This window comes from Rhodothermales bacterium (assembly GCA_017643395.1).
In the GTDB taxonomy this organism is placed as follows: domain Bacteria; phylum Bacteroidota; class Rhodothermia; order Rhodothermales; family UBA10348; genus JABDJZ01.
In genome coordinates this window covers 1,336,937-1,349,535 of the sequence record JAEPNP010000001.1, presented here as the reverse complement: position 1 = coordinate 1,349,535, position 12,599 = coordinate 1,336,937, and the positions used below count along the sequence as shown (strand labels likewise).

General features: G+C 63.8%; 7 protein-coding genes. 2 read left to right on the top strand and 5 right to left on the bottom strand.

Features of this window, described 5'->3' with window-relative positions; genetic code table 11:
- Positions 1–10 precede the first annotated feature (10 nt).
- From JJ896_05370 to JJ896_05360, 3 genes are read right to left on the bottom strand one after another with little or no spacing between them, the layout of a single operon-like run.
- Positions 11–1,123 (bottom strand): hypothetical protein, encoded by a 1,113-nt coding sequence (locus JJ896_05370; GenBank protein ID MBO6779064.1) that lies wholly within the window; start codon positions 1,121–1,123, stop codon positions 11–13.
- Between the two features lie 29 nt (positions 1,124–1,152).
- Positions 1,153–2,289 (bottom strand): 6-bladed beta-propeller, encoded by a 1,137-nt coding sequence (locus JJ896_05365; GenBank protein ID MBO6779063.1) that lies wholly within the window; start codon positions 2,287–2,289, stop codon positions 1,153–1,155.
- Positions 2,286–5,489: an efflux RND transporter permease subunit gene (locus tag JJ896_05360; protein ID MBO6779062.1), complete on the bottom strand. Its 3,204-nt coding sequence runs from the start codon at positions 5,487–5,489 to the stop codon at positions 2,286–2,288. The genes JJ896_05365 and JJ896_05360 overlap by 4 nt, the downstream gene beginning before the upstream one ends.
- 130 nt (positions 5,490–5,619) lie before the next feature.
- On the opposite strand from JJ896_05360, the gene JJ896_05355 reads away from it, so the two are divergent.
- Positions 5,620–6,807 carry a hypothetical protein gene (locus JJ896_05355; GenBank protein ID MBO6779061.1) on the top strand — a complete coding sequence of 396 codons (1,188 nt, stop codon included), beginning with the start codon at positions 5,620–5,622 and terminating at the stop codon, positions 6,805–6,807.
- Positions 6,808–6,826: 19 nt separating this feature from the next.
- On the opposite strand, the gene JJ896_05350 is transcribed toward JJ896_05355, so the two are convergent.
- Positions 6,827–7,984: a hypothetical protein gene (locus tag JJ896_05350; protein MBO6779060.1), complete on the bottom strand. Its 1,158-nt coding sequence runs from the start codon at positions 7,982–7,984 to the stop codon at positions 6,827–6,829.
- Between the two features lie 165 nt (positions 7,985–8,149).
- Between JJ896_05350 and JJ896_05345 the strand changes: the two genes are divergently transcribed.
- Positions 8,150–10,903 (top strand): T9SS type A sorting domain-containing protein, encoded by a 2,754-nt coding sequence (locus JJ896_05345; protein MBO6779059.1) that lies wholly within the window; start codon positions 8,150–8,152, stop codon positions 10,901–10,903.
- A 10-nt stretch (positions 10,904–10,913) separates the two neighbouring features.
- Here the strand turns inward: JJ896_05345 and JJ896_05340 are convergent, their stop codons facing one another.
- Positions 10,914–12,569: a T9SS type A sorting domain-containing protein gene (locus JJ896_05340; GenBank protein MBO6779058.1), complete on the bottom strand. Its 1,656-nt coding sequence runs from the start codon at positions 12,567–12,569 to the stop codon at positions 10,914–10,916.
- Positions 12,570–12,599 lie beyond the last annotated feature (30 nt).

Sequence of the window (12,599 nt, the reverse complement as noted above, 5' to 3'; positions counted from 1 at the left end):
CGACGGCAGACTACCCGTCTATCTCCAATCGAAAGCGCGCCACCGTCGGCACGTCGTCCGTGGTACGCGCCCAGATCAGCGCTTCGCCGTCCGATGCCAGGACCGAACGAAGGCCGGCCGCCTCCATGGCTTCCTCCGTCCAGGCATAGAGCAGCGTGCCATCCCGGTCGTACAGATCGAGGGAGCGCGTGTACTCGATGGTTGGTCCGTCCGGACTGAACAGCCGAGGCGCCAACTCTTCGATGTTCTCCACGTCCATCGCCCAGGACGCCCCTCCCAGCCAGCGCCCCTCGGCCAGTGGAAGGGGATCGAAGCTGGACCCGAGCATGATCATCGAAGGATTGCCGTTGTGCAGGAATCCGTAGGGAGCGGGCTTGGGCACATCCGGCCGCTTGGAAATAGACAGTGTGTCCAGCTGCTGATCCATGATGATGTAGCCGTACTCGTGGATGAGTGCAAGGGCGATGCGGTCCGCGACCACTCCCATCGCCGAGCCCACAGAGATGGCCTCGATTTCCTCCCGGCTGCCCTTCTGCCTGACGCTGAGGCTGTCTACCAGGCGCAACGGATCCTCGTCGGCCACGAGGAGCAGGCGCGCGCCGTAGGCACCCGGCAGCGTGGCGCTCATCAAATAGTGCCCGTTGGCAAACACACCCTGCACCGTACCGCGCGTCAGTCCGAGCGAAGAAACGGGCCGCGAGTCTGTGTACGATCCCTCCGCGGTGAACCTGTCGAGCCGGGTGCCCGACTGGTTCGTGACCAGCAGATGACCGTCCTGGCCCAGGGTCAGGCCTCTCACGCGGTGAAGCTCTCCTGGACCCTCGCCCTGCGCAGCAACCTGCCACAGCACCTCGCCGGCCGAATCGAATGCCACCAGGCGCTCTCCGTCATGCAGATACAGCGTGCCCTGCGCATCGACGACCGCTCGACGGGGAGTATCAAGCATTTCCTCAATCGAGCCGTCCTCTCGTCCGTAGGTCTGTTCGCGCACCAGGCGAACGGCCGGCGATCCGTCGGCCATCCACTGGGGAACCGGGCCATTCTCGACAACGCCCCCTCCATTCGGCTCTGCGCCACAGCCCAGGAAGATCAGGACGAGAACGAGGATGGGGTATCTGGTCATGGCAGGGCGGTATACTCTTGAGAAAGTGCTCACGAATCCGTGCGTTCTGTCCGGTAGCGTACTACCACCGGGCTGCCATCTTCCGCCTCGAGTTCGGCCCAGATCAAGGGGCCGCGCGCGTCATAGAAGTAGGTCTTCTCGGGGAGCTTGATCCGTCCGAAGTACGTGCCGTCTCCGCCCAATACCTCAAACTCGGGGTACCAGTCCAGCCAAGTCTCCCCCTGACCGGACGAACGCGGCCGCGCCTCCGCCTCCGCGTACATGTTGAACCAGAGCCGCCCATCGGAATCGACGGACATGCGGCGGAACGCCGGCTTGGTTTCCTCTACGAAAGAAACCAGATCGGCTCCCGACCGCGAACGTTCCTCAAAACGCCTCGCGACGGATTTCCAGTACGCTACTTCTTCAGGCAGGGCCGACAGCGGCTCGTAGGGCCGCTCAAGTGTGATGGAGCCATTGGAAATGGTGTAGGCCTGGTTGTCGGCCACCAGGAGTCGCCCCTCACTTGACACGGCACTGATGGTTTCACTGGGGAACGGGCCGCGATATCCCATAGGAGTCACCAGTACGAAGCCGCGCTTCCTGGAGCGCGCCGGCACGGGGATGCGCTCAATCACGTCGCCCTGCGCATCGATCTTCAACCAGACCTTGGGAGAAGCCCCGTTCTCCTGACGCGGCGCGGCCAGATCCCTCTTGGCCACGTAGACGAAGCCCTTGGCGTCAACGCTTAGCACATCGCTGGCGTGCAGGCCGGAGTCGACCGGGAATGATCGCAGGTACTCTCCGCTGGAACTGAAGAATGTGATTCTGTGATTTCCCGGGTCGAACAGCACCATCTCATCATTGCTCGTGGACTTGAGGCCCATGATGCGCCGGTATTCACCGGGTCCCTGCCCGGGCCCACCGACATCCCGCAGGTAGTCTCCGTCTGCACTGTACAGCCTGATTTGCGGCACTGAGCCGTCAGCCACCCAGATCGTGCCGTCTGCAGAGACCGCCACATCCGCGATGCGACCGAGCAGGTGCACCTCATCCGGCCGGTCTCCGATGCGTACCTCCTCGATGACGCGGAGTCCATCGCCCCATTTCGGGGGACCGTCGACCATCACGTGCTGAGCGGAGACCAGCATCGGAACGGACAGAATCAGCAGTGCGATGTACTTCATGCGGCTTGCACCTGTTTGTTTGAGCCCATGCTGACCACGGCCACGCTTACCAGGGGCGCGAACAGGGTAGACGCGGTCAGGCCCCCGATGACTGTCACTGCGAGCCCCAGCCAGAAATCGGTCTCGGAGGGAAACACGACCATGGGCAGCATGGTGACGACACTGGTCAGCGTGGTGGTGATCATGGGACGCAACCGCTCCCGGACCGCCAGGCGCATGAGCACGGAAGCCTGACCGCCCGGTCGCGCTTCGCGTAGTTGCCGGAATCGGTCGACAAGCAAAATGCTGTCGTTGACGGCGATTCCAACCATGAGAATGGCACCAATGAAGGCGCCCTCCGCAAAGGCCGCATCCGTCCAGAGGAATCCGGTGGCTACTCCGATCAGCGCCGTCGGCACGCTCAGCAGCACAATCAGGGGCAGTCTCCAGGACTCGAACACGGCGGCTGTGATCAGGAATACCAGTGCAATGGTTGCCCACAGCAGCCACGTGAATTGGCGCTGGACCTCATCGGTGAAGAAGGAAAAGGAGGATCGCTGGATGTCGTACCCCACCGGCACGGCGAAGCCTTCGAGGGCCGACTCAATGAAGGTGTTTGCCATCTGACCGGGTCCCCGGAAATCAATCTGGATGGTGCGCACGTAGCGCTGGTCCTCGCGCCGGATGGCCGAAGGGCGTTCCTCCACCACGTAGGTTGCGAGGCCCGCCAGCCGCACCGCGCTGGTATCGGTGACCGGAAAAGGCTGCTGGATGAGCCGCTCCACGTCCAGATCGTCCACGCCCTTCACGGCGAGCCGCACGCCCATCTGGACCTCATCGCCCATATCCACATGGCCTACCGGCGTCTGAGCGCGAAAGACGGGCGACAGGCTGCGCGCCATCTGGCCCGCGGTGACTCCACTGCGGAGCTGGGAATCCGAGGTCCAGTCAAAGCGCAGGACCTGGCGCGCCTGATCGAATCCGTAGCCTCTGCTTGCATTCAACTCAACGCCTGCCACCCGCCGACTCCGGCCACTGACGTAGTCGGCGAAGGCCTGCATGAGCCGGTCGAGGTCTTCGTAGTTAGGCCCCATCGCGTCCAGACGGATGCCCGAAATGCCGGAGCCGACCCCCGAGAAATAGCCGTCCGGAATCAGACCCCCGACACTGATGCGCAGGCCTCCCGTGTTGACCGCGTGCGAGATCAGGCGCTCCCTCAGCAGGTACGGCTCGGCCTCAAGGAGAGCCTGCTCGCTGAAGGTCAGCCTGAGACTCGCGCTGGATTCATTGATATGAGTGATCGCTTTCTCGACCGACGGGGAAGCCAGCGCCTCACGCTCAAAAACCAGCATGAGAGAGTCTGCGCGGGCGATGGGGTGTCCCGGCGGAAATCCCAGGTTCACGTATACCGAGGGCCGGGGCGAATACCTCCAGCGCTCACCGAACGTGACTTCACGCTTGAACTTCCGGCTCAGACCACCCAATACCGGGTCGGTCCAGTCACGCAGATCGCGCACCCACGACCGGTCGAACGTCTCGTTGTACAAACTGGCCAGCCGCACGGTGGGAGAACGGGGATCCGCCTCCGGGTCGTTTACGACGGAAATCTGGTAGGGCAGCAACCAGACCGGGAGTCCCACCGCAAGCACGGCGGCCAGAACTGTGGTCCTGGGGAACCGGGCAACCAGCCGATAGGGGGCCGCCGCCCATCGCCTGAGCCTTCGTGACCGGCCAGGGCGCACTTCCAGCGGCTTCAGGCGTCGGCCTGCGACCGGCGCTACTACCGCCGCACTCACGAGGGACGCGGCCAGCACCACGCAGACCAGCACACCAAACGGAAGAAACAGCGCCTGCAAATCGCCCGACAGGTAAACCAGAGGCAGCATCACCACCATCGTGGAGAGGGTGCCCCCCACCAGCGGCAACCAGACGGTTTGAAGAGCCCGCTCGCCGGCATTCGGACCCCGGTGGTGCATCAGCTGCTCCACCACGACCACTGCGTTGTCCACAAGGAGGCCGAAAACCAGAACCAGCCCGGCAATGGTCAGCAGATTGAGCGACAATCCGGCCGGACCAATCATCAGAAATGCCACGGCTATCGACACCGCCACGCTGAAGAGCACCACGCCGGTCGCCCGGACGGACTTCAGCATGAAGAGAAGCACAAAGACTACCAGAATCAGCCCGAGTCCTCCTCGCCACGTGAGGTCGCGCAGCTGGGCGCGTACGTGCTCGCTGCGGTCCTGAGGGACCAGCACACGCACATCGTCCGGGAGCTCCGATCGCAGGGCCTCGATGGCGTCATACACAGATTCGGCTACGGCGACGAGGTTGCTGGCTTTGGCCCGATCCAGTCGCATGGAGACGACCGGATTCCCGTCGATCCGGCTGATGCTGCGAACGGGCGCGGGCCCGAGTTCGACCGAGGCTACGTCCCGCAGGTACACCGGCGCCGAAAGCCCCGGCGGAACGTGCACAACGAGGTCTCGATATCCGTCGACCTCCTGCTCGGGCGTGCGCATAAGCAGAGCACTCGAGCCGGCGCCGCGCAATCGCCCATAGGCTTCGTCCGCAAACAGATCGCGCACCTGCCGCTCAATATCCTGTGGACCGAGCCCGTAGGTCGACAGCCGGTCCGGATCCAGCTCGATCAGGAGTTCGCGCTCGGTGCCTCCACGAACCTCGATCTCGGCAATGCCCTGGATCGCCTGGATCCGCGGCTTGACCCGACGCTCCGTCAACTGCCGGAGCTCATCCAGGCCGCGCGGCCCGATTACCTGCAGCTCCATGAACCCCTGCTCGTCCTTCAGGGACTCCGGAATGCGCTTGGTCAGCCGAGGCCAGACGCGGTCGGGCAGCGTTTCACGGAGCACGGCCAGCTGTTCATTCAGCTGAGCCACGTACAACCCCACATCCGTCTCCTGGCTGATGCCCAATGTGACAGATGCGCTGTTCTCGGTCGAGTAACTGGCGATGCGCTCCGTGCCCGCCACGCGCGCTGCGGCGCGTTCGATGGGGGCCGTCACATACCGCTCCACCGCCCTCGGGGACGCACCCGGCCAGGTCGCTGACACGGTCACCTCCGGCAACTCGACCGTGGGTGCCCACTCCAGGGGGACCTGGGTGGCTGCCCATGCTCCTGCCAAGAGCAGCGCGGTGGACCACGCCAGCACACCGACGGGGCGGCGCTGGAGCCGGGTGATCAGGGAGGAGGCGTTCAAGGGCGTTGCGAGGGCATCGCCCAGTATTGAGCACGGCCTGTGGCAGCGCAATAGTCGTTTCGCCTTATTTCACCGGGCTGGTGGACGAGCTAGGTTGTCCGCCATGGTCAACCCAACCCCTATGCTCCCCATGCGACACACCGTCGTCCTTTGCCTCTTTCTCGCAGCGTGCTCACCTGCCGAATCCGAGAGCCCGAACTCGGGAGAAGGAATCCCCGTCGTGATGAGCAGCCTGGCGAATCCTCCCGGCACCTGTGCCATCGAATCGACGCCCCGACTGACAATCGGCGAGGAGGACTCAGAACCCGAGTACCAGCTGTATCGGGTATTCGGTGCCGCCAAGACCAGTGCAGGACAGATTGCCGTAGTCAACCAGGGGACTCAGGAACTCCGCATGTTCGATTCCGAGGGGCGGTTCCTGGGCGCAAACGGCCGCCAGGGCGAGGGACCCGGAGAGTTTCGGGCCGCCTTCACGCTGCACGTGGCCGCGAGCGGTGACTCGCTCTGGGTGGGCGACTACCGGCCCTGGGAATTCGAGGTATTTGATGCCCAGGGGACGTGGGTGCGCGGTATGCGTCCCTCTCCGGACCTGTTGAATCCTCCCTACCCGTTTGGGCTGACTGGAGCCGGGTTCTTTGTGACCTCCCCGACCGTCGCCGAGGGATTCCCGACCGACTACGAGCCGGAGATGCACAACGTCGTCGTGTACGACCCTCAAGGCAACGTGGTCGACACTCTCGGAACCTTCCGAGGGATGAGACGAGGCCTGTTGTCTGCCGAAAGCAATTTTGTCGGCGCTCCGCACTTTGAGTCCGGATTTGAGCTGGCTGCCGGTCCCGACCGTATTGCTCTTGGGCGAGGGGACCGCGCAGAGATCGAGGTGCGGGAGGGGTCACCGCCGTTTGCGCCGCTGTTCAGGTTGGCCTGGGACACCGAACCTGAGCGTGTCACTCAGCGCGACGTCGAACGGGAGCGAGAGCGCATCCTGGCGGCCTCCGCAGACCGATCGGAAGAGGAAATCCGCATGTTCGTTGAACCTCGTGTCCGCCCCAGCCGCCCTGCGGCCGATACGTTCCCCGTCTTCACGGGCATGGGCTATGGGCGGGACGGCACGCTCTGGGTCGAGATCTACCAGAAACCGGGGGAGGAAATGGATGCCTGGCTCGCCTTTGATCGAGACGGACAGCTTCTTTGCTCGCTGGAAGAGCCGGGCTACCAGATTGTGGAATTCGGAGCGGACTATGTGCTAGTGGAGGCAGAGGGGAGCCAGGGCCAGGAGATCGTCCAGGAGTTTGCACTTGGCAGACCCGGGATGTGAGGCTCCAGCGGTTGGTCGCTCAGCCGGCGGGCCGCCATTGCATGCGCCTGACCACCGGAGCGCCGTCCTCGCCGTGCGAGAAATAGATGTTTCCCAGCGCGTCCTGATGCATGACCATGGCGTGTGCCAGCGGAACGGCTGTGTGGCCCTCGCGCGAGCGTTGCAATTTGTGATAGGCGATGAGTTGCCCGTCGCGAGCGAACTCTTCGACGCCAAAGACGCCCTGACGGCCGTCGAAGATGTACGAAAAGTGCAGTATGGTACCTGCCGGGCTGAGGGCAAGGCCTCGCGACGTACTCCACACGTCGACCCTCCAACTGCCGCCCGGGCCTGCCCAGCCGGTCGGAATCGACTGCCATGGCAGATCCTCCCACTCAACCGTGTGGGGCTGATCGAGCACGCGGTAACGCCGCTCCACCGGCGTGCCCTGCCAGGTCTGCGCCCACCTCCAGGCTCCGTCTTTCCGAACAAAAAGCGTCAGGTATCCCGGATAGTATTCCTCCGAAACGAGCACGCTGTCCGCATGCAGCACCAGGGGGTTCAGGTAACGAAGCCCGCTCTTAAGCCTCGCCTCGCCCATCTCGTCGTCCGGCGAAAAGTCTTCTCCGTCAGCGAAGCTCGCCGTGCGTTCGAAGGTGGGTGCATGCACGTGCAGCACCCCCCAGTCGGACGCGGCGCCCTCGGGCTCGCCCCACCTGAACGACGATTGACTGAGCAGAAACTCCTTCTCCGACAGGTTCAGAATCTGGGATGCCCACAGCTGCCGCTCCCCATGCACTGGCGCTATGTCGTAGTGGTCGAGCCCCGGCGCAAACCACGTGAAGCGATGATTGCGCTGGTCGAGCACCACCAGGCGGCCGTCCGGGGTCATGCCGAGGGCATTGATGGTCTGAAACTCACCCGGCGCCGCACCTCGACTGCCGAGTGTAGTTAGGTATTCGCCGTCTTGAGCGTACACGCGAATGTCGCCTCCGTGGTACTCGGTGACGAAGATTCTGCCGTTGGAGTCCGTAGTGACGGACCCCACGCTTCGGTAGAAGTCCTCGGTAGCGTGATGCTCCCCCGTGCCCAGAATCAGGTCCTCCGTCAGCCGTTGCGCAGAGGCGGCGTTGGCTGCAAGGAGGAGGAGCAACCCGACAATTTGCCAGGAGCCGACATCGAGACGTTGACTGGACATTGGGTCTGGGATGGGTGATTCTGTGCAAGTACGACTACTTCGCCCCGCCTGGCAACCTTTTGGCAATCGACTCCTCGGCCCACCAAGGCGTCGCCTCGCGACAGCCCGCCAGCCGATGAGAGGGGAAACCCGGACGCCGGGCGCGCACGGCCCTATTGTGACTCCGTGCGTTGCCTGCGTCTTCCAACTCTCCTTGCACTCCTGTTCACCCTGAGCCACAGCGCCTCGGGGCAGCAGCTTCTGCTCGATATCAATACCCGTGGCGCGTCCTCCAACCCGCGTCAGGTGACGGTTCTTGGTGACAGGATCTTCTTCGTGGCCGAGGACGCCGAGGGCGAGGAGGGACTCTGGTTTTCCAACGGTGTTGTCGGCTCCGAGCAGCAAGTGCCCCTGCCCGAGGACCCGCGCATTGTGGCCGCCGACGATACGTGGCTGTACGTGAGAGCCGACAGCGACGAGTTCGGCTCGGCGCTCTGGATCACAAACGGCGACGAATCTCATCTCATAGACGAACGCGGGTGGATCCAAGTCGCCGGCCGCACGGACCGGGGGATGGTATTTGGAGACTCGGTAGACGATGAACTCTACACCGTGGTTGGGCGGGAAAAGATCGTGCTGCTGTCGGGCACGCCGCGAAGCTATCGAAACGCTGTCGCCTCGGACGGCGAACTGCTCGTCACCGCTTTTTCAAGCAATCTGTCCCAGGTGTGGAAGACGGACGGCACGGCCGAGAATACGCGGTTGGTCGAATGGGGGCACTTTGCCAACTTCACCGGAGGAGGGATTCATTTTGCCGGGCGAGACCTGGTGGTCGGCGTCCGGACAGGCATTGGCTGGCAGCTATTCGAGATTCAGCCATTCGCAGAGCCCATCGCCATCACCAGCGTGCCCTCTCCTCCGCGGGACCTGGTGATCTCGGGTGACCTGTTCTTTTTCACGGTTCGGTCCGATGACCAGACCTGGATCTACGCCTCCAATGGAACGGAGCAGGGCACCAGGCGCTTGCTCGGTCCTGAGAGTCCGCTGAACCCGGATCTCTGGGTGTGGGCGCCACTGAACGGAGGGGTGGTGTTCTCGGCGCGCCACCCCGCCCATGGACTCGAATTGTTCTTCCTGGACGCGTCCGGTGGGGAGCCCACCTTGCTCACCGACATCCACCCGGGTGACGCCGACTCCGCTCCCCGCCGCGTGGCGGCCGATGCGCAGCGCGTGTACTTCAGCGCGGACGACGGCGGCGGACGAGAGTTGTGGTCCACAGATGGGACGGCGCATGGCACCCGGATGGTGGTCGACCTCGCGGACGACCCGGCCGGGTCGGATCCGGACCGTGGCACGATTACCGCCGATGCCGTCTGCCTTCCTGCTGAAACCCGTGCGACGGGTCGTGAGGTGTGGTGTGCGAGTCACGACTCCGGGAATGCCTGGCTGGCGGCCGACGTTCAGCCCGGCGGTACCGACCCGAGTGATCCCGTGCACCTGTACTCGTGGGGAAACCGCGTCGTGTTCCAGGCAACGGATGGCTCCGGAGGGGCCCAGGTGTGGGTCACAGACGGCACGGCCGCCGGCACGCGACGCACCACAGATCTTCCGGATGGGCGATGGAGACGTTGCTGCGGAGGCTCCATGCCATGGGCCGAGTCAGAGGATCATCTGTACTTCGCCGACCGGGCAGGGCTGTTCAGACTGAGTGCCACCGGCAACGCGGAGCGCTTTGGTCCTGGCTGGTTGCATCCGGGCGATTTGCAGGTAGCCGGTGACAGGCTGTACACCACCATCGGCCGAGAATCGTCACAGGCACCTGGACTGGTCTGGTTGCCACTGTCAAATTCAGGGGATGCCATACCCCGCCGGGTACTGAGCGTGGACGGACGACCTGTCGAACCCGGAGACCTGCACCTGGCCGGAAGCCGCGTAGTCTGGTTCGGCCAAGACGGCTTTGGGAATACTGCGCTCTGGTCGGCTGATGATCAGACGGCGACGGTGCTTTGGGGCGTTGCCACCAATGGAAGGCGCATCACGTCCACCGTCAATATAGACGACCAGTTGTATTTCACCGTCGATGCGGGGGGTGCCGAGTCTCTATGGGTGACAGACGGCACTCAGGAAGGTTCGAGGCCGGTATGGACCGGGAATCCGCATCGGGATGTCTACGGCCTGACAGAGTTCGGCTCACAGATCCTCTTCTTTGCGTCCGTTGGACAGGAGCAGGGGATGCCGTTCATACTCGATCTGCAAACCGGCCAAGCCACCCAACTGGCCTCGACCGGATCCGGCTCCAAGCTCAACGATCGGCGCTTCGCGGTCGCCGGACCCCGGTTGGCGTACTTCACGACCCGCCGTGAGGTCTGGCGTACCGACGGCACGCCGACGGGTACGTGGGAGATTGCTTCTTCCGCATGGGGTGCCACCATGTTGGGAGTCGCGGGCCAAAAGGCCTTCCTGCGATACGACGATGGTCAGCACGGCGAGGAACTGTGGGCAGCAGACGACTTGGGCTTTCGCATGGTAGCCGACCTGTATCCGGGTCCAGGCTCCTCCAATCCAGGACCTGCCGCCACTCTCGGGAACGCGCTCATTTTTTCGGCAGACAACCCCTACGTCGGCCGGGAGCTCTTTGTGGTTCAGGCTTCCATGGTGAGCACGGGCGTGGATGAACCGCACCCTCAATCGGTCTCGACGCAGCCCTATCCCAATCCTGCAACCTCCATGGTCAACCTTCCGCTCGCGGCGGCGCTCCGGACGGGAGTCGTTGAGATTCAGGCGTTCGATTTGCTGGGACGCCGGGTTTGGCAATCCACAATGCAGGCTACGGGAGGAGAGCTGCAGTTGTCGGTCGAGCCCTGGCCCACCGGCCTGTACCTGATCCGCATGCAGGCCGGCGAGCATACCCAACACCAAACGCTCACCGTCTGGCGTTGAGCAGCGACACCTAGCGAACCACCGGGAGCTTCAGGGCAAAGGTGCGGCTTCCCAATTGCAGCTGAACCAGGTAGAGTCCGGGCGCGAGCCCCGACAGGTCCAGCGGGAGTTGCTGGGTCCCGACTTCGAGTCCGCGCGCAATTTCAATCTGGCGGCGCCCGAGAAGGTCGTAGATGCTCACAGAAACCACCCGCTCTTCCGGCAAGTGGTACTTCAGTTTAGCCGATCTCCCCGCGGGTACCGGGTAGACCCCAGCGGACAATACTCGCTGATCCGGCTGCTCCTGAAAAGCGGGGATAAACGGGATGTCGAGCACACCCCGATCCGCCAATTGCTGGAGAAACCGGTCGTCCTCTTTCAGTTGCCGTACAGAATCCAGGTGATCATCTCCCATCGAGGTGATGAACGCCGCCAGGAGATTTTGCCCATGCTCGGACCCAATGCGCACCGGGCCGGCACCGGACACAATTCGGCGGTCGCTCGGCGGGCTGGTGGAGCCCGCCCCGTCCGTGTTCAATTCGGACCAGAACTCGCCGGGTTCGCCCCAGAATTGCCAGTTGGTAACAGGATCGTTTCGGCCGGCTTCCGGCCTGCCATACCCGTATGAAACCAGCCGATCTCCCCTGCGGCTGCGGCCGGTGAAGTAATTGCGCACGATCTCCGGTTGGGTGCGGGTATCGATCGGCAGGATGGCCGCAGTCATCGCAATCCGTTGACCTGTCGAAGCCTCCGGATCCACCAGTGGCCCACGAAGAAAATCGAGCCCCACCGCCGGCGGGCGGGTGCCCCAGTCGCGGTCTTCGGGCCCGGAGTTGTAGTTGTACGCCAGGCCGAGCAGCGAGTCTGACCCCATGAAGTCATCGTCGAATCGGCCGAGATCGATATCGGTGTACATCCCCACGTAGGCGTCTTCAATGGGGTCGCCAGAGGGCTTGCGGATGGTGTACTCAAAGAACAGCGTGCGTCCGAGTGCGCCCGTCTCCGGGAAGGCGAAGGCCGAGATGCCGACTTCCACCCGAAGTGATGGCGGGCGGTCCGGAAAAGCGTTCTTGGCCACATCGTTCACGATCCACCAGTGCGTTTGGTCACCGCGCACGTACGGCAACTCGCCCGCCTCCAGGTCTATGACCCGCGCTGTCCGATCGGCTATGGACCCCGTGCCGGGAGGGACAAGGTTGCCGTCGGCGTCCAGCGTGGGCGCTCCCAGCCCGGTCGGCCACGAGGCCAGGTCAGTGGACACGGCGCCCGTCTCCCCATAGGCCTCCAGGTCTGCCTTCGTGACGGACCAGATCCGGTCAAACGGCGTGCAGTCAGTGGCCGGCTCTCCGTCGGGACCCAGTGGCCCGGGGAAAAAATCCTGCTGCCCCCAAAAAGACACCGAGGCACGCAAGGTCCCGCCCACCGTGCCGGAGAGCCAGATGCCGGCTCCTCCAACCAGCGACGCCCCGTCGTTCTCAAGCAAACGGTGCCGCCAGTTCACGTCTTCGCGGGGCGTTACACGGGGGTAAAAATGGAAGCCGGAGCTGAAAACACCTCCCCGCACGCCCCCACCCTGTACCACAGCGACGGCCGTTCCAAAGTCGCACCCCGGCGTGTCCTGCGCCGCGGTGGACGGCACCCCGAACAGGATCAGGGCCAGGGCGATGGGAACTGAGGCGTCTTTCACGGGAGGACCGGACGATACGTCGAGCCTGCG